21 protein-coding genes are annotated in these 26,928 nt (G+C 68.5%); 5 read left to right on the top strand and 16 right to left on the bottom strand.

Annotated features, from left to right (window positions below; genetic code table 11):
- Positions 1 to 18: 18 nt before the first annotated feature.
- The 3 genes from RSO68_RS13535 to RSO68_RS13525 all read left to right on the top strand — a co-directional run bounded on the left by RSO68_RS13535 (position 19) and on the right by RSO68_RS13525 (position 3,663).
- Complete coding sequence (locus RSO68_RS13535; RefSeq protein WP_315586948.1) at positions 19 to 1,956, top strand: DNA topoisomerase III; 1,938 nt, start codon at positions 19 to 21, stop codon at positions 1,954 to 1,956.
- Positions 1,957 to 2,060: 104 nt separating this feature from the next.
- Positions 2,061 to 2,996: a ketopantoate reductase family protein gene (locus RSO68_RS13530; RefSeq protein ID WP_315586947.1), complete on the top strand. Its 936-nt coding sequence runs from the start codon at positions 2,061 to 2,063 to the stop codon at positions 2,994 to 2,996.
- 58 nt (positions 2,997 to 3,054) lie between these two features.
- Positions 3,055 to 3,663, top strand: coding sequence for a hypothetical protein (locus RSO68_RS13525; RefSeq protein WP_315586946.1), 609 nt, complete (start codon positions 3,055 to 3,057; stop codon positions 3,661 to 3,663).
- A gap of 109 nt (positions 3,664 to 3,772) precedes the next feature.
- On the opposite strand, the gene ppc is transcribed toward RSO68_RS13525, so the two are convergent.
- From ppc to cysM, 5 genes are read right to left on the bottom strand one after another with little or no spacing between them, the layout of a single operon-like run.
- Positions 3,773 to 6,421: a phosphoenolpyruvate carboxylase gene (gene ppc / locus RSO68_RS13520; RefSeq protein WP_315586945.1), complete on the bottom strand. Its 2,649-nt coding sequence runs from the start codon at positions 6,419 to 6,421 to the stop codon at positions 3,773 to 3,775.
- Entirely contained in the window at positions 6,418 to 7,290 is an 873-nt protein-coding gene (mazG, locus tag RSO68_RS13515; RefSeq protein WP_315586944.1) for a nucleoside triphosphate pyrophosphohydrolase, read from the bottom strand. Before mazG ends, ppc begins: the two co-directional genes overlap by 4 nt.
- Entirely contained in the window at positions 7,287 to 9,569 is a 2,283-nt protein-coding gene (gene relA, locus RSO68_RS13510) for a GTP diphosphokinase (protein ID WP_315586943.1), read from the bottom strand. Before relA ends, mazG begins: the two co-directional genes overlap by 4 nt.
- Positions 9,562 to 10,998 carry a TRAM domain-containing protein gene (locus RSO68_RS13505; protein ID WP_315586942.1) on the bottom strand — a complete coding sequence of 479 codons (1,437 nt, stop codon included), beginning with the start codon at positions 10,996 to 10,998 and terminating at the stop codon, positions 9,562 to 9,564. Before RSO68_RS13505 ends, relA begins: the two co-directional genes overlap by 8 nt.
- Before the next feature lies 1 nt (position 10,999).
- The gene (gene cysM / locus RSO68_RS13500; RefSeq protein ID WP_315586941.1) at positions 11,000 to 11,896 is read right to left on the bottom strand and encodes a cysteine synthase CysM; all 897 of its coding nucleotides are present in this window, start codon (positions 11,894 to 11,896) and stop codon (positions 11,000 to 11,002) included.
- Positions 11,897 to 12,013: 117 nt separating this feature from the next.
- On the opposite strand from cysM, the gene RSO68_RS13495 reads away from it, so the two are divergent.
- Complete coding sequence (locus RSO68_RS13495; RefSeq protein WP_315586940.1) at positions 12,014 to 14,743, top strand: ATP-binding protein; 2,730 nt, start codon at positions 12,014 to 12,016, stop codon at positions 14,741 to 14,743.
- Here RSO68_RS13495 and RSO68_RS13490 read toward each other — a convergent pair.
- From RSO68_RS13490 to rpoE, 11 genes are all read right to left on the bottom strand, one after another.
- Positions 14,683 to 15,060, bottom strand: a complete 378-nt coding sequence (locus RSO68_RS13490) for a holo-ACP synthase (RefSeq protein WP_315586939.1) — start codon at positions 15,058 to 15,060, stop codon at positions 14,683 to 14,685. The two genes, RSO68_RS13495 and RSO68_RS13490, sit on opposite strands and share 61 nt — an antisense overlap.
- Positions 15,057 to 15,863 carry a pyridoxine 5'-phosphate synthase gene (gene pdxJ / locus RSO68_RS13485; RefSeq protein ID WP_315586938.1) on the bottom strand — a complete coding sequence of 269 codons (807 nt, stop codon included), beginning with the start codon at positions 15,861 to 15,863 and terminating at the stop codon, positions 15,057 to 15,059. The genes RSO68_RS13490 and pdxJ overlap by 4 nt, the downstream gene beginning before the upstream one ends.
- A gap of 200 nt (positions 15,864 to 16,063) precedes the next feature.
- Positions 16,064 to 16,765, bottom strand: a complete 702-nt coding sequence (recO, locus tag RSO68_RS13480) for a DNA repair protein RecO (RefSeq protein ID WP_089846262.1) — start codon at positions 16,763 to 16,765, stop codon at positions 16,064 to 16,066.
- A 15-nt stretch (positions 16,766 to 16,780) separates the two neighbouring features.
- A complete protein-coding gene (gene era / locus RSO68_RS13475; protein ID WP_089846260.1) occupies positions 16,781 to 17,680 on the bottom strand; it encodes a GTPase Era in 900 nt (299 codons plus the stop codon).
- A complete protein-coding gene (gene rnc / locus RSO68_RS13470; protein WP_089846258.1) occupies positions 17,677 to 18,381 on the bottom strand; it encodes a ribonuclease III in 705 nt (234 codons plus the stop codon). The genes era and rnc overlap by 4 nt, the downstream gene beginning before the upstream one ends.
- Before the next feature lie 114 nt (positions 18,382 to 18,495).
- Positions 18,496 to 19,299, bottom strand: a complete 804-nt coding sequence (gene lepB, locus RSO68_RS13465) for a signal peptidase I (protein ID WP_315586937.1) — start codon at positions 19,297 to 19,299, stop codon at positions 18,496 to 18,498.
- Positions 19,300 to 19,313: 14 nt separating this feature from the next.
- Positions 19,314 to 21,131 (bottom strand): translation elongation factor 4, encoded by a 1,818-nt coding sequence (gene lepA, locus RSO68_RS13460; RefSeq protein WP_315586936.1) that lies wholly within the window; start codon positions 21,129 to 21,131, stop codon positions 19,314 to 19,316.
- Between the two features lie 242 nt (positions 21,132 to 21,373).
- Complete coding sequence (locus RSO68_RS13455) at positions 21,374 to 22,804, bottom strand: DegQ family serine endoprotease (RefSeq protein ID WP_089846252.1); 1,431 nt, start codon at positions 22,802 to 22,804, stop codon at positions 21,374 to 21,376.
- Between the two features lie 78 nt (positions 22,805 to 22,882).
- On the bottom strand, positions 22,883 to 23,905 hold the full coding sequence (locus RSO68_RS13450; RefSeq protein WP_315586935.1) for a MucB/RseB C-terminal domain-containing protein: 1,023 nt from the start codon (positions 23,903 to 23,905) through the stop codon (positions 22,883 to 22,885).
- Between the two features lie 53 nt (positions 23,906 to 23,958).
- The gene (locus tag RSO68_RS13445; RefSeq protein ID WP_315586934.1) at positions 23,959 to 24,675 is read right to left on the bottom strand and encodes a sigma-E factor negative regulatory protein; all 717 of its coding nucleotides are present in this window, start codon (positions 24,673 to 24,675) and stop codon (positions 23,959 to 23,961) included.
- A 200-nt stretch (positions 24,676 to 24,875) separates the two neighbouring features.
- Positions 24,876 to 25,481 carry an RNA polymerase sigma factor RpoE gene (gene rpoE, locus RSO68_RS13440; RefSeq protein ID WP_089846246.1) on the bottom strand — a complete coding sequence of 202 codons (606 nt, stop codon included), beginning with the start codon at positions 25,479 to 25,481 and terminating at the stop codon, positions 24,876 to 24,878.
- Between the two features lie 306 nt (positions 25,482 to 25,787).
- Here rpoE and RSO68_RS13435 point away from each other — a divergent pair, with 306 nt between their 5' ends.
- On the top strand, positions 25,788 to 26,867 hold the full coding sequence (locus tag RSO68_RS13435) for a 3-deoxy-7-phosphoheptulonate synthase (protein ID WP_315586933.1): 1,080 nt from the start codon (positions 25,788 to 25,790) through the stop codon (positions 26,865 to 26,867).
- Positions 26,868 to 26,928: the final 61 nt, after the last annotated feature.

The following is a 26,928-nucleotide window of genomic DNA, read 5'->3' as shown; positions in this document are numbered from 1 at the left end:
TTCCGCCGACGAGCCGTCATGCGCCTGATCATCGCCGAAAAACCGAGCCTGGGCCGGGCCATCGCCGACGCGCTGCCCGGCAGCCCACGCCGCCACGACGGGGCCGTCGTGGTCGGCGACACCACGGTCACCTGGTGTCTGGGGCATCTGCTGGAGCAGGCGCCGCCGGACGCCTACGACCCCGCCCTCAAGCAGTGGCGCCTCGACGCCCTGCCGATCCTGCCGAGCCGCTGGAAGCTGATGCCCCGACCCAAGGCGCGCGGCCAGCTGGCGGTGATCCGCAAGCTGCTCAAGGACGCCCGCGAGGTGGTTCACGCCGGCGACCCGGACCGCGAGGGGCAGCTGCTGGTACAGGAGGTGATCGAGCACCTGGGCTGGAAGGGCCCGGTCTCGCGCCTGCTGGTCAGCGACCTCAACCGTCCGGCGGTCAAGCGGGCGCTGGGGCGGCTCGAGGACAATGCCCGCTACACGCCTCTCTATCGGGCGGCCCAGTCTCGAGCCCGGGCCGACTGGCTCTACGGCATCAACCTGACCCGCGCCTGGACGGTCAGCGGGCGACAGGCCGGCCACGACGGGGTGCTCTCGGTGGGCCGGGTGCAGACGCCGGTGCTGGGGCTCGTCGTGCGCCGCGACGCCGAGATCCGCGACTTCCGGCCCACGCCCTTCTTCGTGCTGTGGGCCGATCTCGCCGTCGCGCAGGGGCGGCTGAGGGCCTGGTGGCAGCCCGGCGAAGCCCATCCCCTGGACGATCAGGGGCGATTGCTGGCGCGGGAACCCGCCGCCTCCCTGGCCGAGCGCCTGCCCGGCGCCCAGGGCCGGCTGACCCAGCTGGAGAGCCGCGACAAGCGCCAGGCCGCGCCCCTGCCCTACTCGCTCTCGGCGCTGCAGGTGGACGCGGCGCGGCGCCACGGGCTCTCGGCCAAGGCGACCCTGGACGTCTGCCAGCGCCTCTACGAGCGCCATCAGCTGATCACCTACCCGCGCTCGGACTGTCGCTACCTGCCCGAGGAGCACTTCGCCGCCGCCCGGGCCACGCTCGAGGGCGCCTGTCGCGCCGATGACACCCTGCGTGGCTGGCTCGCCGGCGCGGATTTCTCGCGTCGCTCCAAGGCCTGGAACGACAAACAAGTCGGCGCGCACCACGCCCTAGCGCCCACCGGCAAGCCCGCCGACCTCGCGCGTCTCGAGAAGGCCGAGGCCGACGTCTTCCGGCTGATCGCCCGCAACGTGCTGGCCCAGTTCTACCCGCCGCTGGCCGTGCGCGAGGTCAAGGCGGACTTCCTGATCCTAGAGGAGCCCTTCCGCGCCAAGGGACAGGAGATCCTCGACCCCGGCTGGAAGCCGCTGTTCACCACTCGCGAGGAGGCGCCGCCCTTGCCGCCGCTCACCGAGGGCGAGGCCTGCCGGGTGGCGGAGGCCGGCGTGGAGGATCGCGAGACTCGCGCCCCCGAGCCCTTCACCGACGCCAGCCTGATCAAGGCGATGATGAATATCGCCCGCTACGTCGACGACCCGGCGGTGCGCCGCACCCTGCGCGAACACGACGGCCTGGGCACCGAGGCGACGCGTGCCGGCATCCTCGAGACCCTGGTGGAGCGCGGCTACCTGGTGCGCCAGGCCAAGGCGCTGCGCGCCAGCCGGCTGGGTAGCGCGCTGATCGCCTCACTGCCCGACGCGGCCGGGCGTCCCGAGCGCACCGCCCTGTGGGAGCAGCGGCTGAGCGCCATCGCCGAGCAGGGCGACGATCCGGCCCCCTTCCTGGCGGCGCTGATCGAGGACCTGCGCGGCCTGCTCGGCGCCGCGGACGCCGGCCGGATACGCACCGCGCTCGCCGGCGCCCAGGGCGAACAGGCGCCGACGCCCAAGCCTGGCGCCAAGAGTGCCAAGAGCGGCAAGAAACGCGGCGCCCCCCGCCGCCGCAGCGGTGCCGCGGCCAAACGCCCCCGGAAGACATGACGCACCGCGCCGCCGCCTAGTGTGCTGTAAAAGCGTGCTGCGAACGCTTGCCGCGGACACTTGCCGCCCACGATGCCGCGGCCACGAATTCGAGGAGAAGTGCCATGACCCTGACGCGACACTGGATCGTCGGCCCCGGCGCGCTGGGCCGACTGATCGCCCTGCGGCTGGCCGGCACGGCCGAGGTGACGCTGATCGCCCGCCGCACGCTGCCCGCCGAGCAGACGCTGATCACCCCGGAGCACGCGGCGCTCGTGCGCCGCGTCGACGTGGCCCACATCGAGGCCCTGCCATCGCCGCCCCCCGATGTGATGCACCTCACCACCAAGGCGCACGGCGCCGAGGCGGCCCACGCCGCCTTGGCCGGCCACCTGCCCGAGGGGGTACCGCTGGTGCTGTGGCAGAACGGCTTCGCCTGCCAGCCGCGGCTCAGCGAGCGCCACGCGGGGCCGGCGCTGTGTGCCAGCACCACCGAGGGAGCGCACGTCCAGGACGATGCCCGGGTGACCCATGCCGGGCACGGCCACACCTTCCTTGGCAGTCTCGATGGTCGCCACGGCGAGCTCGCCGCGCGCCTGGCTGAGACGCTCGCCTCGGCGGGCCTTCCCGCCGAGGCGGTCGACGACATCCGGCTGCGCCTGTGGCGCAAGCTCGCCGTCAACGCGGCGATCAATCCGCTGGTGGCCCGGTTCGGCATCCGCAACGGCGAGCTTCGCGACGCCGCCTTCCGCACCCGGGTCGAGGCCCTGCTCGCCGAGCTCGCGCCGATCCTCGCCGCCGAGGGCATCGCACCGCCCGATGGCGAGGGGATCGCGGGCTGGCGACGCCTGGTGTGGCAGGTCATCGAGGCGACGGCCGCCAACCGCGCCTCCATGCTGCAGGACGTCCAGGCCGGGCGCCTCACCGAACACGAGGCGATCCTCGCGCCGCTGCTCTCTGCGGCCGAGCAACACGGCCTGGCGGCGCCCGACCTGGCCGATCATCTGACCGCCCTGCGGGCGCGCGCCGACGCATTGGCGCAACCTGGAGGCGGTTGCTAGATTGAGAGGGTGATAATTCCGGGCCGGCATCCCCACTGCCGACTCAAGGTCGGAGATCATGCACCCGAATTCGCGCTTTCTCATCGCCCTGACCGCCCTGCTGGCGGTCATTGCCCTGCCCTGCCAGGCCGACCTCGAGCTTGAACTCGACGCCGACACGGAGATCGAGGCCGACATGCCCGCCTACGGCGGCATCGCCCAACCCCTGGTGCTGCTCGATAACGGCATGCTCGTCCAGGGCGACGACGTCGCTAGCCCCGATGGCGCCACTTCCGGCTTTCGCCTCACCGCCGGCTTCACCCCAAAGAACCTGCCGCGCCTCGATCTGGGCGCCGAGGTCAGCTATCAGCGCAGCGATAACGTGCCGATCACCGGAGAAGACGGTTCGCGGCTTCACGAAACCACCAGCCTCGGCGGCAGCCTGCTGGCCGGTGTGCGCGTCGGCGCCCTCGGCCTCTATGCCAAGGCGGGTCTCGCGGAGTGGCAGGGCGACCCCATCGGCTCCGACGATCGCGCCGCGCAACGTCGCGGCACGGCGCGGACCCAGGGCTTCGGGGCACGCCTGCAGTTTCGCCAGGTGGTCAGCCGCCTCGAATTCGAACAGATCGATGCCCCGGCCATGGAGCACCTCAACCTGATGACCGCCTCGATTCACCTTCCCTTCTGAGATTCTGAGTCCAAGAACCTCTGATTCCCACACTGAAACGATCTCGCCCCGACCAGTGATGGTCGGGGCGAGATCGTGTGCCTGACAGGATCTGGCTGGCGGAAAGGGCTCAGCCGGTATTGCGAAGCCCCGCCGCGATACCCGCCATGGTCACCATCAGGGCCCGCGACAGGTCCGCGCTGATGGCGCCGTCGGCATCGCGGTTACGCTGCAGCAGCTCGGCCTGGAGGCCGTGTAACGGATCGATGTAGGGATTACGCACATCGATGGCCTGGCGAATCAGCGGCGTGCCCTCCAGCAGCTCCTGCTGGTCGAGTACCTGCAGCACCGCGTCCTGAAGGCGACCGAAGCGCGTCCGCAGCCGCTCCCCCAGCGCCTTGAGGGCCGGCTCGTCGACCAGGCGATGCTCGTAGTAGGCGGCGATGTCCACGTCGGCCTTGGCCAGCAGCATCTCCAGCATGTCGAGATAGGTGCCGAAGAAGGGCCACTCCTGGCGCATCTCGCGCAGCAGCTCGAGGCCGCCCGGCGTCTCGAGGCGCTCGCTGAAGGCCTCGCCGCTGCCGAGCCACGCCGGCAGCATCAGGCGGGTCTGGGTCCAGGCGAAGATCCAGGGGATGGCGCGCAGGGTCTCCACCCCGCCGTCCTGGCGACGCTTGGTCGGCCGCGAGCCGAGCGGCAGGCGACCCAGCGCTCCCTCCGGGGTCACCGAGCGGAAGTAGGGCACGAAATCGGGATCCTCACGGACCACGCTCACGTAGGCGCCGTGGGCCACCTTGGCCAGGCGATCCATCTCCTCGCGCCACTCCGCGCGCGGCGACGGCGGCGGCAGCAGGCTCGCCTCGAGCACCGCGCAGGCATAGATCTCCATGGAGCGCAGGGCGATCTCGGGCTGGCCAAACTTGAAGCGGATCATCTCGCCCTGCTCGGTCACCCGCAGGCTGCCGTTCACCGAACCCGGTGGCTGGGAGAGGATGGCCGCATGGGCCGGGCCGCCGCCGCGCCCCACGGTGCCGCCGCGACCGTGGAACAGCGTCAGGTCGACGCCGTGGCGATCGCACACCTCCACCAGCGTCTCCTGGGCGCGGTACTGCGCCCAGGCGGCGGCCAACTGGCCGGCATCCTTGGCAGAGTCCGAGTAGCCGATCATCACCTCCTGGCTATCGCCGGCGAGCTCGCGGTAGCCCGGCAGCGCCAGCAGGTGGTCGATCACCTCGCCGGCATGATCGAGGTCATCGAGGGTCTCGAACAGCGGCGCGATGGGCAGGCTCACGGCGCCGCCCACCTCCTTCATCAGCAGCGCTACGGCCAGCACGTCGGAGGGCTCCCCGGCCATGGAGATGATGTAGGTGCCGAGCGCCTCGCGATGCTCGGAGGCGATCACGCGGAAAGTGTCGATGACCTCGCGGGACTCCGCCGAGCACTCCCAGCGCCGCGGGATCAGCGGGCGCCGGGAGGACAGCTCGGCGAGCAGGAATTCCTGGCGCTTCGCCTCGTCCCAGTCACGATAGTGGCCAAGGCCCAGGCCGTCGGTGAGCTCCTCCATCACCTGGGCGTGGCGGCTGGCCTCCTGGCGCAGGTCGAGCTTGGTCAGGGTCACGCCGAACACGGCGACGCGGCGCAGGGTATCGAGCAGCGCGCCGTTGGCGATGGTGTCCAGGCCGACGTCACACAGCGACCGGTAGCAGGCCAGCAGCGGCGCGTAGAGCTGATCGCGGGTCTCGATGATCGGGGCCTCGTCGACGCTGCGCCCATCGAGCTGCGCCTTGGCCCAGTCCCGCGTCGCCTCGACGCGGGTCACCAGACGCTTGAGCAGCTCGCGGTAGGGCTCGGCCACCTCGCCCACCTCGGCGCGCAGCGCGCTGTTGGCCTTCCACATGGAGAGCTCGGCCTTGAGCTGCTCCAGGTCGCGCAAGTAGAGATCGGCGGCCATCCAGCGGCCCAGCAGCAGCACCTCCCGGGTCACCTTGGCGGTGACGTTGGGATTGCCGTCGCGGTCGCCGCCCATCCAGGAGGCGTAGCGGATCGGCGCGGCGTCCAGCGGCAGGCGCTCGCCGGCGGTCTCCAGCAGCAGGTTGTCGAGGTCGCGATGGAAATCGGGCACCGCCTGCCACAGCGAGTTCTCGATCACCGCGAAGCCCCACTTGGCCTCGTCCACCGGGGTCGGCCGCTCGTGACGGATCTCGTCGGTGTGCCAGGCCTGGCTGATCAGCTCCTCCAGGCGCCCCTGGGCGCGCACGCCGCGCTCCGGATAGTCGCCGGAGGATTCGATGGCGGTCAGGCAGTCGTCGATGGCGTCGTACTTCTGAATCAGGGTCCGCCGGATGACCTCGGTGGGGTGGGCGGTGAGGACCAGCTCGACGCGCATGCCGGCGAGGCTCTCGACCAGCTTGCGCGGCGAGTGGCCGGCGCCCCGGGCACGCTCGAGCAGCTCGGAGAGCACCGGCTGGGTGCCGGGCCGGTAGTCCTCGACCCGGCGAAAGCGCGCCCGGTAGTGCTGCTCGGCGATGTTGGCCAGGTTGAGGAACTGGTTGAAGGCGCGGGTGACCGGCAGCAGGTCGCGGTCGGGCAGCTGGCGCAGGTATTCGATTAGCTCGCGCTGGCTGCCGTCCTCGCCCTGACGCCCGCCCTTGGCGAAGCCGCGGATGGTCTCGATGCGATCGACGAAGCCCGGCCCGAGATCATCGGCGATGGTGCGCCCGAGGCTATCGCCCAGGATACGAACGTTGTCACGCAGTGATTCATGCAGGTCATGGCTCATGGCTGACTCTCTCCTTGCGGCGATTCCTTGAGGGGGACGTCGTGTCGCTTGGCCGCCTGCCAGTGGCGCTCCATGGCCGCGAGGCCCGCCTCGGGCAGCGGCACGTCCTCGGCGGCCAGGGCCGCCTCCAGGTGGCGAAAGCGCCGCTCGAACTTGGCATTGGTGTGGCGCAGGCACTGCTCGGGATCGGCCTTGAGGGTGCGCGCCAGGTTGGTGACGGCGAACAGCAGGTCCCCCACCTCCTCGGCGGCATGCTGGCGATCCCCTTCGGCCAGCGCCTCCTCGACTTCGTCGAGCTCCTCGCGGATCTTCGCCAGCACGCCGCGTGCATCGGGCCAGTCGAAGCCGACCCGAGCCGCCCGCTTGGAGAGCTTGGCGGCGCGCGCGAGTGCCGGCAAAGTGCGCGGCACGTCATCGAGCACCGAGTGGGCCTCAGCGTCATGTGCTCGCTCGGCGCGCTCCTCGGCCTTCAGCGACTCCCAACGCGAGTGCACCTGCCGGGTCTGGACCTCGGCGGCGCTCATGCCCTCGCGACGCGAGGCGAGGGTGCCGTCGGGGAAGACGTGGGGATGACGGTGCAGCATCTTGGCGGTCAGGGTGTCGACCACGTCGTGGAAGTCGAAGCGCCCCTCCTCGGCCGCGAACTGGCTGTAGTAGACCACCTGGAAGAGCAGGTCGCCGAGTTCGCCGGGCAGCTCGTCAAAGGCGCGACGCTGGATGGCATCGGCAACCTCGTAGGCCTCCTCGAGGGTATGGGGGACGATGGAGTCCCAGTCCTGCTGGACGTCCCAGGGGCATCCCTGCTGGGGGTCGCGCAGCACGGCCATCAGCTCGAGCAGGTGGTTCAGATCGTGGCGGGTATCGCTCATGTGGCCTTCCTCTTGCTCTTGCCCTTGCCCTTCTTGCCACCGCCGCGCAGGCGGCGCACCTCGATCACGTTGGGCAGCTGCTGAATACGCGAGAAGAGCCGCCCCAGGGTCTCCAGGCCATCGACCTCGACGGTGATGGACATGCGGGCGATGCCGTCGTCGGTATCGGTGAGGGTGTTGACGGAGAGCACGTTGAGGCGGTCGTTGCTGAGCACGCCGGTGACGTCGCGCAAGAGCCCTGAGCGGTCCCAGGCCTGGATCTCGATGTCCACGGGGTACTGGGTGCGGGCGCGCTCCCCCCACTCCACCTCGATGATGCGTTGCGGCTCATCGAGACGCAACTGCAGGATATTGGGGCAGTCCTGGCGGTGCACGGTGACGCCGCGCCCCTGGGTGATGAAGCCGACGATGGCCTCGCCGGGCACCGGATGGCAGCAGTTGGCCATGCTGGTCTTGAGGTTACCCACGCCGAGCACGGTGATGTCGCCGCCAGAGCCCTTGCCGGCGGCCTTTCGCGGCTTGGCCAGCAGGCGGTCGAGCTGCTCCTGGTCGTCGCTCTCGCCGAACAGCTGCTGGGCCTGGTGCAGCACCTGACCGATGCGCAGGTCGCCGGCCCCCAGGGCGGCATGCATGTCCTCCGGAGTCGGATAGTTGACCTTGTTGGCCAGGCGGGTGAGGTCCATGTCCTCGATGTCGAGGCGCTTCATCTCGCGCTCGAACAGCGCCCGGCCCTCCTCGAGGTTGCGGTCGCGCGCCTGCAGCTTGAACCAGGCCTGGATCTTGGCCCGGGCCCGGGAGGTGCGCACGTAGCCCAGGTTGGGGTTGAGCCAGTCGCGGCTCGGCCCGCTCTTGCTGGCGGTGAGGATCTCCACCTGCTGGCCGGTCTTGAGTCGATAGGTGAGCGGCACGATGCGCCCGTCGACCTTGGCGCCGCGACAGCGATGGCCCACCTCGGTGTGTACCCGGTAGGCGAAGTCGATGGGCGTAGCGACCCGCGGCAGGTCGATGACGTGGCCGTCGGGGGTGAAGACGTAGATGCGATCAGGTGCCACGTCACTGGTCAGCCCCTCGCGCAGGTCGCCGAAGTCGCCGACATCCTCGTGCCACTCGAGCACCTGGCGCAGCCAGGCGATCTTCTCCTCGTAGCTGGCGCTGCGGGCGCTGGTATCGTGCCCCTTGTAGCGCCAGTGCGCGCAGACCCCGAGCTCGGCCTCCTCGTGCATGGCGAAGGTGCGGATCTGGATCTCCAGCACCTTGCTCTCCGGACCGAACACGGCGGTGTGCAGCGACTGGTAGCCGTTCTTCTTGGGGTTGGCGATGTAGTCGTCGAACTCGTTGGGCACGTGGTGCCAGCGCGAGTGGACGATACCCAGCACCGTGTAGCAGTCGCTCACCTCGGGTACCAGTATGCGCACCGCACGGATATCGTGGACCTGGGAGAAGTCGATGCGCTTGAGCTTCATCTTCCGCCAGATCGAATAAATGTGCTTGGCGCGGCCGTCGACCTGATAGCGACGGATGCCCTGGGCCGACATCAGCGACTTGAGGGTTTCCACCACCTCGCTGATGTAGCGGTCGCGATCCTGGCGCCGCTCGGCCAGCTGCCGGGCGATGGTCTTGTAGTCGTCCTCGTGCAGGTAGCGAAAGGAGAGATCCTCGAGCTCCCACTTGAGATGGCCGATACCCAGCCGGTGGGCCAGCGGCGCATAGATGTCGAACACCTCGCGGGCCACCTGCAGGCGCTTCTCGCGCGGGGCATCGCGCACCTGGCGCAGCGCACAGGTGCGCTCGGCGATCTTGATCAGGGCGACGCGCACATCGTCGATCAGGTTGACCAGCATCTTGCGCAGGTTGTCCTGCTGATCGTGCTGGGTCAGGCCCTGGCTGGGCGCCTGGAAGGTGCTGATGGCGGCCATCTGCAGCACGCCATCGATCAGCCCGGCCACCTCGCTGCCGAAACGCTTCTCGACCTCCGCGAGGCCGATCAGCCGCTCGCGCACCGCCCGATAGAGCACCGCCGCCTCAAGGGCCGGCTGGTCGAGCTTGAGCTCGCCGAGGATATCGGCCATCTCGAGCCCCATGCGAAAGCTCGAACCGTTCAGTAGCCAGGTCTTGTGGGGGCGCCCGGAGGTCTGTTCCAGGTGCTGGGCGAGCCGGCAGGCCTGATCCATCTCCGCGACGTCACGCAGCTTCACGTCATCCTGCAGGCGCGTCAGCCACAGGTCGATGTCGACCGCCCCATCCTGGGTCAACGGCTGATCCTCACGCACTTTAACCATCGCTTGGCGCTCCTTGGGGGTCGCGAGTCGACCCTGTGAACTCGAACATCAGCATGGATTCCAGGTGGGAGGTGTGCACGAACATGTCGGCGACCGCCGCACGCACGATCCGATATCCCCCCTGCACGAGGTGCGCCGCATCCCGCGACAGGGTCGCCGGATCGCAGGAGATATACAGCAGATGGGGCACCGGGTACGCCGTCAGCGCCTGACTCACCGCCTCGGCGCCCTCGCGCGGCGGATCCAGCACCACCAGCTCGGGTCGCGTCACCGCGAGCAGCTCGCGCACCGCCGCCGGGTCGTTGAGGTCGGCCTGGTGGGCATCGATATCCAGGCCGTTGGCGTGCGCGTTGTCGGCCAGGCGCTCGACCATCGCCGGGCTGCCCTCCGCCGTGGTGACCCGGGCGCCGGCCGCGGCCAGCGGCAGGCTGAAGTTGCCGACGCCGGCGAACAGATCGAGCATCCGAGCCTTCTCGACGAGCGGCGATAGCCAGGCGAGCGCGGCGCCAACCATCAGGCGATTGACCTCGGCATTGGCCTGGAGAAAGTCTCCGGGGGCGACGCGAAGCGGGATCTCGCCGGATGGCCCCGGCACTCGGCACTCGAGCGCCGGCACCGGCGTCAGCCACTCGAAGGCCGGGCCCTCGCGGCCTAGCCAGCGGGCGAGGTTCACCCCCTGGGCCGCGGCGAAGTCCTGCCAGCGGCGGGTGTCGCCCGCATGCTCGCGCAGCTGGCGTACCACCAGCACCACGCCGCGATCGCTCTCGAGCAATTCGAGGTGCCCCACCTGACGCGGCGCCTCGAGCGCCGAAAGCTGCCGATGCAGGGGCGCCAGCAGGGCCTCCAGGGCCGGCACCAGCACGCGGCAGGAGTCGATGTCGATCAGGCGATGCGTATGGCGCGCGCGAAAGCCGAGATGCACCCGGCCATCGGCATCGACCTTGACGCCCAGGCGGGCGCGACGGCGGTAGTCCTCTCCCGCCCCGGCCAGCAGCTCGGGGGCGTCCTCAAGCGAGATGCCCTGGCGCCCCAGCAGCTCCGTGAGGACCGCTTGCTTGTGGCGGCGCTGGGCCGGCAGGGCCAAGTGCTGAAGGTCGCAGCCGCCGCAACGCCCGAAGTGGGGACAGGGCGGCGCGACGCGCTCCGGCGAGGAAGTCACGAGCTCGCGGACATGCGCCTCGTCGAAGCGCTTGCGGGTGAGATGCACCGCGACTCTTACCCGCTCGCCCGGCAGCGCGCCGTCGACGAACACTGTCTTGCCCTCTGGAGAGCGGGCCACACCCCGCCCGTCGTGGGCCAGGCCCTGGATCTCCAGCAGATCGGGCTCCTGAGAGGCGGCGGGCGTGTGGCGGTCATCGGCCTTTCGTCCCTGCAGCCCCGAGACGCCCGACGGGGCCCGTTTCGGTCGGCGCTTGCCCAGCATGGCCATATCAGCGCTCCGGGGCGAAAAGGCCGGTGGACAGGTAGCGGTCGCCGCGGTCGCAGACGATGAAGGCGATCACCGCGTTCTCCACCTCGTCGGCGATGCGCAACGCGCCGGCGAGCGCGCCGCCGGAGGAGACCCCGGCCAGGATGCCCTCTTCGCGGGCCAGGCGACGCATGTGCTGCTCGGCCTCCTGCTGGCCAATGTCCAGTACCCGGTCGACGCGACTGGCGTCGAAGATGCTCGGCAGGTACTGCGGCGGCCAACGGCGAATGCCGGCGATACTGGCCCCGTCCTCGGGCTGCAGGCCGACGATCTGCACCTCGGGATTGCGCTCCTTGAGGTAGCGCGACACACCCATGATGGTGCCGGTGGTGCCCATGGAGCAGACGAAGTGGGTGATGGTGCCGCCGGTCTGCTCCCACAGCTCCGGTCCGGTAGTGCGATAGTGGGCCAGCGGATTGTCGGGGTTGGCGAACTGGTTCAGCGGCTTACCTTCACCGCGGGCGACCATGGTCTCGGCCAGGTCGCGGGCCTCCTCCATGCCCCCTGTCTCGCTCACCTCGATCAGCTCGGCCCCGTAGGCGGCCATGGCCTGCTTGCGCTCGGCGGAGGCGCTCTCCGGCATGATCATCACCATGCGATAACCCATGATGGCGGCCGCCATCGCCAGGGCGATGCCGGTGTTGCCGGAGGTCGCCTCGACCAGGGTATCGCCGGGAACGATCTCGCCCCGGGCCTCGGCCTGCTGGATCATGGAGAGCGCCGGACGATCCTTGACCGACCCGGCCGGATTGTTGCCCTCCAACTTGGCCAGCAGAGTGTTGCCGCGCCCGGCGGTGATGCGCTTGAGGCGGACCAGCGGCGTATGGCCGACGGTCTCCTCGAGATTGGGGAAATGCATGTCACCTTCCTGATGAATCCGTCTTTTCGGCATTATATCCGTGCCACCCCATGCTGGACAGGCATCCACCCACGCTGTGGCATACTGGGCGCCGATCCACCGACTGACGAGCCCGCCATGTTCCTGAAGACGCGCCTGATGCTGTCGATCCTCGGCCTGCCGCTGATGCTGCTGACGCTGCTGGCCGGCGTGGCCGTGGTCCTCGAGGACCGCCAGGATCGGGCGGCGCTGCGCGAGACTCTGAGCCAGGGTACCAGGCTGCTCGCTCCGAGCCTTGGCGAGGCGCTGGCGGCGGGCGATGAGCGGGCGCTGTCACGTCTGGGCGAGCGCCTGATGGCCCTGCCTCATGTCGAGTCGCTGAGCGTTCAGGATGGCCACGGAGAGCTTCGCCTCACCCTCGGCCAACTCGGCAAACCGCCGACACCGCCGAGGGACGCGGCCCCGCAACTGCTCGAGCAGGGCCTTGTCTGGCGCTGGCAGACGCCCCTGCCGAGCCCGGGGACAGCCACGGCCTGGCTGACCCTGGACGTCGACACCACGCCCCTGCTGCTGTCTCGCTATCGCCTCATGGCCAGTGCCGGGCTGGTGCTGATGCTCGCCGGGCTGCTGCTGCTCCTGGTCGGCTTCGCCGTCACGCGGCGCGTGACCCAGCCGCTGGAAGATGCCGGGCGTGCCCTGAAGCGCCTCGCCTTCGGCATGGTGCCGGCGCGCCTGGCGCCGCCGGCCTCGCCGGAGCTCGGCTCGCTGACCCGGCGCGTCAACGATCTCGCCGACCACCTGGCCGCGTCCCGGGACGACCTGCAGGCGCAGATCGAGCAGGCCACCAATGAGCTCCAGGAGTCCATGGAGACCATCGAGGTCCAGAACATCGAGCTGGACATGGCCCACCGCCGCGCCGTGGAAGCCAACCGGGTCAAGTCGGAGTTCCTGGCCAACATGAGCCACGAGATCCGCACCCCCCTCAACGGCATCGTCGGCTTCTGCCGCCTGCTCGGGCGTTCGCGACTGGAGCCGCGACAGCGCGAGTGGCTGGACCACGTGCAGCGCGCCTGCGACAACCTGCTGATGCTGGTCAACGACGTGCTGGACTTCTCGAAGCTGGAGGCCGGACGGGTCGAACTGGAGACACTGCCGCTGGACATGGTCGCCCTGGTCGACGAGGTGCTTGGCCTGCAGGCGCCGCTCGCGCAGCACAAGCACCTGAGGCTGCTTGGCCTGGTCTTCGACGACGTGCCCGCCGATCTCAAGGGTGACCCGCTGCGCATCCGCCAGGTGATCACCAATCTGGTCAACAACGCCGTGAAGTTCACCGATCGGGGTGAAGTGATCGTGCGCGTCATGCTGGAAGAGGCCGAGATCGACCGGGTGCTCCTGCGCATCGGCGTCAGCGACACCGGCATGGGCCTCAGTGAGGAGGCCTGCCGCCGACTGTTTCAGGCCTTCCACCAGACCGATATCAGCCACTCTCGGGAATTTGGCGGCACCGGGCTGGGGCTTGCCATCAGCCGTCAGCTGGTCGAGCAGATGGGCGGCGAGGTGAGCGTGGAGAGTGTTCCTGGCGAGGGCTCGACCTTCTCCTTCACCCTGCCGCTTGAGGGCAACGCCGAGGCCGAACGCCTCCCCGAGCTTCGCCTGCAGGGCGATACCGTTGCACTCGACGAATCCCATCTACCCACTCGACGGGCCCTCGAGCACCTGATGCGTCGCTGGGATGCGCGGGTCGTCACGGCGACCCAAGCCGCCGCCGAGCCCGGCGTCGCGCTGGCCGTGGTAGCGCTCGACGCCGAGGATCTCGAGGCCGCCTCGCTGGACGTGTGGCGGGGGCGACTGGAGCAACTGGCCTGCCCGGCCCTGCTGCTGGTCAACGCCGGCCTACCCGATCTCCCCGCCCTGCCCCTGCCGCATGGCGGCGAGATACTGACCAAGCCGATCGCCCGCGCCACGCTGGTCCAGGCGATGCGCCGTCACCTGGCGCATACGCCTCAGGCCCTGCCAGCGCCAGGGTCTCCGCGAGCGCCCGCGAGCATGCCGCGGCTGCTGGTGGTCGACGACACCGAGTCCAATCGCCTGCTGATGCGCGAACTGCTGAGCGATGTCGGGGTCGCGGTGACCCTGGCGGCGAGCGGCTCCCAGGCGCTGACCCTGGCGCGCCAGCAGCGCTTCGACCTGGTGCTGATGGACATCCGCATGGCCGGCATGGATGGGCTGGAGACGACCCGGGCGCTGAGGAGGCTCGGCGGGGAGTGGCGGCGGGTACCGATCATCGCCGTCACCGCTCACGTGCAGGGCGAGCAGCGGCGAACGCTTCTGGAGAGTGGGCTCGACGACGTGCTGATCAAGCCGCTGGAGCCCCAGCGGCTCGTCCGGCTGCTCGAGGAGACCCTCGGCCTGACGATGCCATCGCGCTTCACTGCGGAGGCAACGACGATGCAGGACGACGGCCGGCAGAACGCGGGGCAGGAACTGGCCGTGGTCGACCTGGAGATCGGCACGCGACTCGCCGGCGGGCGCGAGGCGCTCGCCCGGGAGCTGCTCGAGAGACTGGCCGACTCGCTGCCGGAGAGCGAGCGGGCCATCCGCGATGCCGTCGAACGTCACGACGGCGAGGCCCTGCTGGATGCCCTGCACGCCTTGAACGGCGCCTGTCGCTACTGCGGCACTCCGCGCCTCGGGCTGTTGGCAGAGACCCTGGAGACGCGACTGAGATCACGCGGGCGGGAGTCCGTGGTGGCGCTACTGCCCGAGCTCTATGCCGCCATGGCCGAACTGCGCCGCTGGCAGGCGGATCAGCCCTCGAGCACGACGAAGGCCATGGCCAGTGCCTCCTCATCGGAGAGCGAGAGGTGAAGGGAGCGCACGCCGGCCGCCTCGGCCAGCGCCTGCGCATTGCCGGAGAGCACCAGCGAGGGACGCCCCAGGGCATCGTTGACCACCTGGATCTCGGTCCAGCGCATGCCGTGGCGCAGCCCCGTGCCCAGCGCCTTGACGAAGGCCTCCTTGGCGGCGAAGCGCTTGGCCAGGAAGGCCGCCGGCAGCACGTGGCCGCGTAACCGCTCCCGTTCGAGCTCGCCGAGCAGACGCCGAGCGAAGCGCTCGCCGTGGCGCTCCATGGCCCGCTCGAAGCGGGCCACCCGGGCGATATCGGTGCCGATGCCGACGATCATCGGCAGCAGCCTGCCTCGTCGTCGTGGCCATGGTCGTGATCGTGCTCATCGAGGGCCGCCAGCAGGCCGGCCTCCTGGCCGGCGATGGCCAGCCGCTTCATCTCGACCACGGCCTCCTTGAGCCCCACGAAGAGCGACCGGGCGATGATCGCATGGCCGATATTGAGCTCGTGGACACCGGGCAGCGCGGCCACGGCCTCGACGTTGTGGTAGTGCAGGCCGTGGCCGGCATTGACGGTGAGGCCAAGCTCACAGGCCATCTCGGCGGCGGCGGCGAGCCGCGCATGCTCGCGACGCGCGGCCGCCCCCGTGGCCTCGGCGTAGGCGCCGGTATGCAGCTCGATCACTGGCGCCCCGACCCTGGCGGCGGCGGCGATCTGCTCGGGCTCCGGGTCGACGAACAGTGACACCTCGCAGCCCGCCGCCGCCAGGCGCCGACAGGCCTCGCCGATCGCCTCCTGGCTACCCGCCACGTCGAGCCCGCCCTCGGTGGTCAGCTCCTCGCGCTTTTCCGGCACCAGGCAGACGTGGGCGGGGCGCAGCTCCTCGGCCAGGCGCAGCATCTCCTCGGTCACGGCCATCTCGAGGTTCATGCGGGTATTGAGCACCTCGGCCAGCAGGCGCACATCGCGCTCCTGGATGTGGCGACGATCCTCGCGCAGGTGCACGGTGATGCCGTCGGCGCCGGCCTCCTCGGCGAGCAGGGCTGCCTGGACGGGATCGGGGTAGCGCGTCCCCCGGGCCTGGCGAAGAGTGGCGATGTGGTCGATGTTGACGCCGAGCAAGATACGCGGGGGATGCATGGGGACTCCAAGGGGTCGAAAAATCAGGAATTAAGCCACTCGCCTGAGCCGTGGGCTCGGGGCTGATCCGGCGGCAGCCCTGCGAGGAGACGCTATGAACCCATCCCTGAGCGCTACCGATGCCATCCGTGGCATAGGACCTCCTCTTCGGTCTACCCCCGGCGCCCCTCGCGGTCATGGCGAGACGTGCCAGAAAGTCATCAGTGTGAACCGGCCCGCCGACGCTGGGCAAGCTGGCGCATCAGCTCCCGGGAGCGCAGCGGGCGCGAGCCTAGCAGCGGTGCCAGGGCCCGCCGCGTGATCGCCTTGGCCGGCCCGGCGAGCCCCGGCTCGTCCCAGCCGCCCCTGGCCAGCAGCCGGAGGGTGCGCCCATCGATGCCGCGCTCGGCGACCACGAAGGCGCGCGAGCCATGGTCCAGATCGTAGCGGCCCTGGGGATCGAGCTCGCCGCCCTCGGGGTCGGTGAAGCGCGGCAGGGCATCGAGCGCCTCGAGCACCGCCACCTCCAGCCGACGCAGCGAGGCGGCCCGCCCCTCCGGGCGCGGCAGCGCCTCCAGCATGGCGGTGTAGTAGGCGAAGGTCTCGGCGACGGGCAGCTCCACCGGCAACACCCGGGTCAGCAGCTCGTTGGCATAGAGCCCACAGAGCAGGCCTTCGCCTGCCAGCAGCGCCGCGCTGCCGCGCCCCTCCATCAGCCGCAGGCGCTTGAGCTCGCCCTCCCCGGCCCAGGTGACGTGCATCGGGGCGAAGGGCTGCAGCCGGGTGCGGGCGCGGCTGCCCGGGCGCTGCACGCCCTGGGCCACGGCCCGCACCCGGCCATGCTGCAGGGTCAGCAGATCGACCAGGGCACTGGTCTCGCGATAGGGACGCTTGTGCAGCAGGAAGGCCGGTTCGGGGGTCATCGCGGCGTCATGGCATCAGTCCAGGTCATAGCCCAGGCTCTTCAGGGCCCGCTCGTCGTCGGACCAGCCACTCTTGACCTTGACCCAGAGGTTGAGCATCACCTTGGCGCCCAGCGCGCGCTCCATGTCCAGGCGCGCCTCGCGGCCGATGCTCTTGATCCGATCGCCTTTCTCGCCGATCAGGATCTTCTTCTGACCCGCCCGTTCGACGAGGATCAGGGCGCTGACGTGCACTACCCGCCCCTCGTCACGGAACTCCTCGATCTCGACGGTCATCTGGTAGGGCAGCTCGTCGCCGAGCTGGCGCATCACCTTCTCGCGCACCAGCTCGGCGGCCAGGAAGCGCTGGCTCTTGTCGGTGACCTGATCCTCGGGGAAGTAGTGCACGCTCTCGGGCAGGTGCTTGGCGACCTCGGCCTCGAGCTCGGGCACATTGGTGCCGTGCTTGGCGGAGATCGGCACGATAGCGGCGAAGTCGCGGCGCGCACCGACCTGCTCTAGCCACGGCAGCAGGCTTGCCTTGTCCTGCAGGCGATCGACCTTGTTGACGGCCAGGATCACCGGCGCCTCGACATGCTCGAGACGCTGCAGCACTACCTGGTCCTCATCGCTCCAGCGGGTGCGATCGATGATGAACACCACGCAGTCCACGTCGCGCAGGGCCTGCACGGCGGCCTGGTTCATGAAACGGTTGATCGCCTTGTTGCGATCCTTGGCCAGGATGTGGATGCCCGGGGTGTCGACGTAGATGAACTGCGTCTGATCCTCGGTCTTGATGCCCATCACCTGGTGGCGCGTGGTCTGGGGACGGCGCGAGGTGATAGAGATCTTCTGGCCGAGGATCCGGTTCATCAGCGTCGACTTGCCGACGTTGGGGCGGCCGACGATAGCCACGAAACCGCAGGTAGTGGTCATGATTGGCTCCCGGTGCCGTGGGTCTTGGTCGGTTCGAGCTGAGACAGGGCCTGTTCGGCGGCCAGCTGCTCGGCGTGACGACGGCTCGAGCCGACGCCTCGGGTGTGCTCGTCGAGCACCTCGACGTGACAATCGACGGTAAAGGTCTGGGCGTGCGCCTCGCCTTCCACCGAGGTCACCTCGTAACGTGGCAGGGCCACCTGGCGCGACTGCAGGAACTCCTGCAGGCGCGTCTTGGGATCCTTCTGGGTGTCCTCGAGGCTGATCGCTTCGAGGCGCTCGGCGTACCAGGAGAGCACGCGCGTGCGGGCCGTCTCCATGCCGGCGTCCAGATAGATCGCCCCGAGCACCGCCTCGACGGCATCGGCGAGGATCGAGTCGCGGCGGTGTCCTCCGCTCTTCATCTCGCCGGAGCCGAGCCTCAGACACTCGCCGAAGGCCATCTCGCGGGCCAGTTCGGCCAGGGTCTTGCCCTTGACCAGGCGCGCGCGCAGCCGCGACAGCTGCCCTTCCCGCGCCTCGGGAAAGCGCCGGAAGAGCGCCTCCGCGATGACGAAGTTGACGATCGAGTCACCGAGAAATTCGAGGCGTTCGTTGTTCTGACCGCCGTAACTGCGGTGCGTCATGGCCAGTTCGAGCAGACCGGGATCGGCGAACGCATGACCGATGCGGCGGCTGAAGGCGTTGAGGGAGTTGCTCACGGAGCTCCTGAATACGTCGATATCAAAGGGGTGTGTTCTCTCGCCGGGCCCGACGATCGGTCGGACCCGGCAGGCGGGCCGGCTAACGGTCACCTCGCCACGGGATGCCAGTCGCTACTGGATGTGGCGCACGCTGGTAAAGCTCGGCAGGCCACCATCCCAGTGCATCCAGACGGCGAAGGCCTTGCCGACGATGTTCTCCTCCGGCACGAAGCCCCAGTAGCGGCTGTCGTTGGAGTGATCGCGGTTATCGCCCATGGTGAAGTAGTGGCCTTCCGGCACCACCAGCTCGCGTACCTGGGGACCGGGGTCCCGAGGATTATTGTAGAGTCGGTGCTCGCGCTCGCCCAGCTGCTCGGCCAGCAGCAGCTCGGTGGGCGCCTTGACGGGCCCGGCCTCGAGCAGCCGCTTGGGCACCGCCTCGCCGTTGATGTAGAGCTGCTTGTCCTCATAGCGAATTCGATCGCCGGGCAGGCCCACGACGCGCTTGATGAAGTTCACCGACGGCTCATCGGGAAAACGAAACACCATGACGTCGCCTCGTTCGGGGTCGTCGACCTCGACGAAGCGGGTATTGATCACCGGCAACCGCAGGCCATAGGCGAACTTGTTGACCAGGATGAAGTCGCCAATCTCGAGGGTCGGGCGCATGGAGCCGGAGGGAATCTGGAACGGCTCGACCAGAAAGCTCCTGAGCACCAGCACCACCAGCAGCACCGGGAAGAAGGAGCGGGCGTAGTCGACCGGCCAGGGCTCCTTGAGCGCCCGCTCGCGCGCCCGTTCCCCGAGCCCCTCGGTGGTACCGGCCTCGACCGTGGCCAGTCGTTGCTGGCGGGCGGGGCGCCACCAGAGCAGATCGAGCAGCCAGATCACTCCGGTGACGGCCACGGCCACCACCAGCATCAAAGAGAAGTCCATGCGGTTATCCGTCCCTAGTCATTGACCCTGAGCACGGCAAGGAAGGCATCCTGAGGAATCTCCACCCGGCCGACCTGCTTCATGCGTTTCTTGCCCGCCTTCTGCTTCTCGAGCAGCTTCTTCTTGCGGCTCACGTCGCCCCCGTAGCACTTGGCGGTGACGTTCTTGCGCAGCGCCTTGACGGTGGAGCGCGCCACCACCTGCCCGCCGATGGCGGCTTGGATGGCCACGTCGAACATCTGGCGCGGAATCAGCTCCTTCATCTTCTCGACCAGCAGGCGGCCGCGGCTGTGGGCGTGATCGCGATGGATGATCACCGCCAGGGCATCGACGCGGTCGCCGTTGATCAGCACGTCCAGGCGCACCAGCTGGGCCGCCTGGAAGCGCTCGAAGTTATACTCCAGGGAGGCGTAGCCCTTGGAGATCGACTTCAGGCGATCGAAGAAGTCCATCACCACTTCACTCATGGGCAGCTCGTAGGTGAGCTGGATCTGGCTGCCGAGGAACTGCATGTCGAGCTGGGTGCCGCGGCGCTGCTCGCACTCGGTGATGACGTTGCCGACGAATTCCTGGGGCACCAGGATGCTGGCGCGCACGATGGGCTCGCGCATCTCCTCCACATCGGCCATGTCGGGCAGCTTGGAGGGGTTGGCGACGTAGACGATCTCGCCGTTTTTCATGGCGAGCTCGTAGACCACCGTGGGCGCGGTGGTGAGCAGGTCCAGGTCGTACTCGCGCTCCAGACGCTCCTGGACGATTTCCATGTGCAGGGTGCCGAGGAAGCCGACCCGGAAGCCGAAGCCCAGGGCGTCGGAGTTCTCCGGCTCGTAGTCCAGCGAGGCGTCGTTGAGCGCCAGCTTCTCCAGGGCGTCGCGGAAGTCCTCGTAGTCGTCGGCGCTGACCGGGAACATGCCGGCGTAGACCTGGGGCTTGACCTTCTGGAAACCGGGCAGGCGCGCCACGTCCGGGGTCTTGGTGTGGGTGATGGTATCGCCCACCGGCGCGCCGTGGATGTCCTTGATGCCGGCGACCACGAAGCCGACCTCGCCGGCGCGCAGGATGCCGGTTTGCTTGCGCAGCGGCGTGAAGATGCCCACCTCGCCGACCGGCCAGTCACGACCGGTGGAGGTCATGCGAATCTTGTCGCCCTTCTTGAGGGTGCCGTCGAAGATCCGCACCAGCGAGACCACCCCCAGGTAGTTGTCGAACCAGGAGTCGATGATCAGCGCCTGCAGCGGCGCGGTGGGATCGCCCTTGGGGGGCGGAATGTCGCGCACCAGGCGCTCGAGCAGCGCGTCGATGCCAAGCCCGCTCTTGGCCGAGACCTGGCAGGCGTCGGTGGCGTCCAGCCCGATGATCTCCTCGATCTCGTGGCCCACTTTGTCCGGGTCGGCCTGGGGCAGGTCCATCTTGTTGAGCACCGGCAGCACCTCGAGGCCCTGCTCGATGGCGGTGTAGCAGTTGGCGACCGACTGGGCCTCGACGCCCTGGCCGGCGTCCACCACCAGCAGCGCCCCTTCGCAGGCGTAGAGCGAGCGGGAGACCTCGTAGGAAAAGTCCACGTGACCCGGGGTGTCGATGAAGTTCAGCTGATAGACGTTGCCGTCATCGGCATGGTAATCCAGCGTCACCGACTGGGCCTTGATGGTGATCCCGCGTTCACGCTCGAGGTCCATGGAGTCGAGCACCTGCTCCTTGAGCTCGCGCTCGGTCAGGCCTCCGCAGGTCTGGATCAGCCGGTCGGCCAGGGTCGACTTGCCGTGGTCGATGTGGGCGATGATCGAGAAGTTACGGATGTGCTTGAGGGGATCGGAGGTTGCGTCTTGGGACATCGAGTCGATTCTGCCTTGTGGGTGTCGGGCCACGGCCGACCCGACGGATCGCGAGGCGGTCGGCTGGCGGGCTCTGATGGAATGGCCGCCATTGTAGCGGGATGCGCCTGCCAGATACAGCGACCCGACGGCGGCGGCCGTCGGGTCGGGATCACACAGGACCTTTTTCGAGGCCTCTCGCGCGCCCTGGCTGGGCTTGAGAGAACTGAGAGAGACCGGATAGAGGCCGGGAACAGCCCGGATCAGTCGCCGGAGAGCCGCATGGCGACGAACATCGAACGGCCATCGCGGAAGAGGCGCACCGGCACCGCGCGATCCTCGGGAAGATCCGCCACCAGGCTCGCGAGCTGGTCGGGATCCTCGACGGCGCGATGGTCGATGCTGACCAGCACGTCGCCGACGCGCAGCCCCGCTGCGGCGGCAACGCCGTTCGGTTCGACCTCGGCCACCCGCACGCCGTGTTCGATGCCGAACTCCTCACGCGCGCCTTCCTGCAGCGGCTGCACGGCGATACCGAGCCGGCCCGGGCCTTCATCCTGGGCGGCAGCGGGGCCCTCGCGAAGCGCGTCGGGCCACTCACCAAGGGTCACGGTCTCCTCGCGGCGCTCGCCATCGCGCAGCAGGGTCAGCTCGACGTCGCTGCCCGGGAGCACCTGGCCGATCAGGCGCGGCAGGGTGCTGGACTGATCCACCTCGAGGCCGTTCACCGAGAGGATCACGTCGCCGGCCTCGAGCCCCCCGCGAGCGGCCGGGCCCTCGGGGTCCAGATCGGCGATCAGCGCGCCCTCGGCGGTCTCCATGCCGAAGGACTCGGCCAGATCGCGAGAGACCGGCTGAATCATCACCCCGAGCCAGCCGCGGCTGACCTGGCCGTCGTCGCGCAGCTGATCGGCCACGTCCATGGCGACGTTGATCGGAATCGCGAAGGAGAGCCCCATGTAGCCGCCGCTGCGGGTGAGGATCTGCGAGTTCACCCCGATCACCTCGCCGTCGAGGTTGAATAGCGGGCCACCGGAGTTACCCGGGTTGATGGCCACATCGGTCTGAATGAATGGCACGTAGGCGTCGCGGGGCAGCGTGCGGTCGATGGCGCTGATGATGCCGGCGGTCACCGAATGATCGAAGCCGAAGGGCGAGCCGATCGCCGCCACCCACTGACCCACGCGGAGTCCGTCGGAGTTGCCGAGCGCCAGGGTAGGCAGGTTGTCGGCATCGACCTTGAGCACGGCCACGTCGGTCTTGGCATCCGCGCCGACCAGCTCGGCCTGCAGCTCACGTCGATCGTTGAGGCGAACCACGATCTCGTCGGCCCCGTCGACGACGTGGGCGTTGGTCATGACGTAACCGTCCTCGTCGATGATGAACCCTGAGCCCAACGACTGGCGCTCCTCGCTGGGGCGCTGACCGTGTCCGGGCGGCATCTGGAACTGCTCACCAAAGCGATCGCCGAAGAAGTGACGGAAGATCTCGGGGATCTCCCGTCCCTCGAAGTCGTGGAAGGACGACCCACGCCCTTTCACCGTGCGCGTGGTGGAGATATTGACCACGCCGGGGGCGGCCTCCTCGACCAGCTCGGTGAAGTCCGGCAGGTCACGAGCCATGGCCGACTGCCAGGCCAGCAGTGCCGCGGCAAGCAGCATCCAGAGGGAAAGATGTCGCGTCATGCGTTTCATGAAGCACTCCTGGGTCGACGGGAAGGGATGACAAGCGCGTGCTATTTCTTACCGCGCTCGCGCCAAAAGGTTCAGAGCTCAGGGCGAGGCGGCGCCCGTCTCGGAGCGCCACGTCACCGAGTCGGCCACGCGAATCAGCACCCGCGGCGGCAGTTCGCCCATCACCACCACCTGGCGCGCCTGACCGCCCAGCTCACGACGGCGAACGGCGGCATGAGACACACCGAGTCGATGCAGGCCGGGCATCAGCTGGTCCTTGCCGGCCACGGGTTCCACGAACAGGCTGAGCGTCGCCAGGCCATCGCTGTAGACACGATGCCCGACGGTCTCGTCGTGGCGCGGGCTGCGGGTCTGCACCGGCTTGGCGATGAACCCCTCGGGCAGCCAGGCCGGACGCCAGGGGTCGTCCGGCGCGGGGCGCCGACGATCGAGGTCCACCGCCCCCTGATGGAGGCGGGGCCGGTTCAGCTGAGTGATCTGGAAGGTCTCCACCACGCGCCCCTGCTCATCGAGCAGGATCTGCTTAAGAGTCAGTCCCGTGGCGTTGTCGAGCCAGACGCGGTGGCCATAGCGAAGATCATCCAGGGGCTCGATGTCGAGGCGCACGGTATTTCGATTAGCGAGGCGCTCCTCGCCGCTCATACGCAGGCGATAGAGCCCCTCGAGGTGAGCCACGATGCCCGCCGGAGAAGCGGCCACCGCCGCATCGCCCTCGGCCCAGTGGAGGCGACCGATGCGCCCGCGCCGCTCGAAGACCACCGGTGGACCGTCCAGGAAGCGGGCCACCTCCCGCTCCACACCGTCAACCACATCGTGGGATAACGCCAGCGAGCGAACGCCGTCGCTGCCGATGCGAACGGCGCGCGCCTGAAAGGCGTAGCAGTGGTTGGCCCAGAGACTTCGTTCGAGCCAGGCCTCGGCACTCTCGGGAGTTGGTCGCGAGATCAGCACCTGACAGTCGAAGCGCTCGAACTCGCCACTGCCGGCATGATCGCTATCGCCAGGGGAGAAATCCGCCTGTTCAGCGGCGGCGTCATCGGTCTGAGCCGGCTCGGCCTGCGCGAGGCAAGCCTGCGGCAACGCCGCCAGCAGGCCGCTCAACAGGAAAACTGGGAGTCCTTTCGCGACCCCGTGGGTCGATCGACCCGAACGCATCAACGCTGGCCCAGCGACTCGCTGCCGGAAGCGCGCAGCAGCGGCATCCAGGTATCACCGCTGCCGTAGGCCGCGCCCTCGGCGTGACGATCCAGGTAAGATTGCAACAACTGAGCCTGCTGCTGATTGACGCGCGCGGACTGGCGCGGGGAGAGCACCAGCGGGGAATCGACGCCCGCGCCCACCGTCATCAGGCCCCGGCCATCGCCGGACGGCGTCTGGAAAAGCGGAAGGTCAGCAAGCGAGGGGCGACCACCGACTTGGGGTGCGGCCAGCTCAGACCCACCGAGGGCGGCCGGGCTCGCCTGCAGCTCTGGACTCGACATGGGCTGCGAAGGCATCTGGGCGGCCACGTCGGAGGGCACCTCGCGGCCGATGCCACCCTGATAGAACTGCACGCCGGTGATCACCATCAGCGACACGGCGGCGGCGATGCCGGCGCCGCGCAACAGCGACATGGAACGCCCCGTGCCGCCCTTGGCCTCGACCTGCGGCAACGGCTCGTCCTCGAGACGCGCCATGATGCCGGCGGAGAGATCGGTGGCGACATCGACCTCATGTTCCCGGCGCATCAGGCTGCGCATGAGATGGTAGCGCCGCCAGGTATCGGCCGCGTCGGGTGAATCATCCAGTGACTTCAGCACTCGACGCAGTTCAAGCTCATCCCCTTCGTTATCCATCAGGGCAGAAAGCGATTCCCGTGCGTTCTGACTCATTCTTCACACCTCACACTCGACAAGGCGACCCGCTCCGGGTCCTTTGACAGCCTGTATTTTCCGACATCGGCGCGTGTCGCCCTGGCCATGTCGGCATGTACGTTCCCGCGGGTGGCGGGCCGATCACCGCATATGACGTCGCAGACCGCGGACAGTTCAGCAAATCGACAAAAAACATGCAGTTTCCCGGCCCGAGCGACTTACTCGGTCACCGATTCCTGGTTACGCGCGGTGGTGACCAGCGGCCGGATATGCTGATCGACGGCCTCCCTGGCCCGGAAGATCCGCGAGCGCACGGTCCCCACGGGGCACTGCATGATGGCCGCGATGTCCTCATAGGAGAGCCCGTCGAGCTCTCGCAGGGTGATCGCCGTGCGCAGATCGTCGGGCAGCGCCTCGATCGCCTCGAAGATGGCCGACTCCAGCTGGTCACGCGCCATGGCCGCCTCGGGCGTCTCGGCATCGGCCAGCCGCCCGCTGTGGTCGACGATCTCCGCATCGACGATATCGAGATCGCTGCCCGGCGGACGGCGCCCCTTGGACACCAGGTAGTTCTTGGCGGTATTGATGGCGATGCGGTACATCCAGGTATAGAAGGCGCTCTCGGCGCGAAACTTGCCCAGCGCCCGATAGGCCTTGATGAAGGCCTCCTGTGCCACGTCCTGTACCTCCGCATGATCGTGCACGTAGCGACTGATCAGGCCGATGATCTTGTGCTGGTACTTCTTCACCAGTAGATCGAAGGCACGGCTATCCCCCTTCTGGGCTCGCTCGACGAGCTGCTGATCGGTTTCCCGGGTGCCCATTCAGGCCCTCCCTGAACGGAAAGGCGTGGATGACGACCCGAACTCGGGTCGCGAAAGCTGTGGTGTCGCTAACATAGTGTCAACCTGGGGCATGTCGCCGCTGAAGGATCAGGGTCGTGAGTCTCGAAGGGTACAAGTGTTCCTGTTTCTTGAACGTCCATCAAGCCGATCGACTCGCCGCATCGCCGGCAAGACCACTGCGACCGGTCCGACGGGCACCGTCGACGATTGAATTTGCCGGCCGCGCACGCGATAGTAGAAGCCAAATAATTTCGCCATCAGCGCAGACACGACACAGGAAGCACCATGTCAGAACAGCAGGTCAACAACCTCAACGTTCTCGCCCAGGACGTCTTGATCACTCCCGAGGCCCTCAAGCGGGAGATTCCGCTGACCGAGGCCGCGGAACGCACGGTGATCGAGGGACGCGAGACCATCCAGGCCATCCTCGACGGCCGCGACCCGCGCCTGCTGATGGTGGTGGGCCCTTGCTCCATCCACGACGTTGACGCCGCGCTGGACTACGCGCGCCAGCTTCGACGCCTGGCCGACGAGGTCAAGGACAGCCTCTACATTGTGATGCGCGTCTACTTCGAGAAGCCGCGCACCACGGTAGGCTGGAAGGGCCTGATCAACGATCCCCACCTCAACGGTTCCTTCGAGATCGAGGAGGGCCTGCACATCGCCCGCCGCCTGCTCGTCGGCCTCGCCGAGATGGGCCTGCCGCTGGCCACCGAGGCACTGGATCCGATCTCACCCCAGTACCTGCAGGACTGCATCAGCTGGTCGGCCGTCGGCGCCCGCACCACCGAGTCCCAGACGCACCGCGAGATGGCCTCCGGCCTCTCCGGCCCGGTGGGCTTCAAGAACGGCACCGACGGCAGCCTCGATGTCGCGGTCAACGCCCTGCAGTCGGTGTCGCACCCACACAACTTCCTGGGCATCGACCAGGCCGGGCAGGTGGCGATCATCCGCACCCGCGGCAACGCTTACGGACACGTGGTGCTGCGCGGCGGCAACGGCAAGCCCAACTACGACAGCGTCAGCGTGGCGCTCGCCGAGCAGGAGCTGAAGCAGGCCGACCTCAAGCCCAACATCATGATCGACTGCTCGCACGCCAACTCCAACAAGGACGCGGCCCTTCAGCCGCTGGTGCTGGAGAACGTCACCAACCAGATCCTCGAGGGCAACCACTCGATCATCGGGTTGATGGTGGAATCCAACCTCGGCTGGGGCAACCAGAAGATGCCCAAGGATCCCAGCGAGCTGAAATACGGCGTGTCGATCACCGATGCCTGCATCGACTGGGACACCACCGTCGAGGCGTTCAAGCGCATGAACGAGAAGCTTGCCCCGGTGCTGGCCAAGCGCCACCAGGCCGCCTGAGCCGTTCCCCGCGCGATGCGCGATCACAAGACGAGACGGGCCCGCCATATGGCGGGCTCGT

Source organism: Halomonas saccharevitans, assembly GCF_032333995.1.
In the GTDB taxonomy this organism is placed as follows: domain Bacteria; phylum Pseudomonadota; class Gammaproteobacteria; order Pseudomonadales; family Halomonadaceae; genus Halomonas; species Halomonas saccharevitans.
The sequence above is the reverse complement of the archived record's forward strand: the minus strand, read 5'-3'. Positions and strand labels throughout refer to the sequence as shown.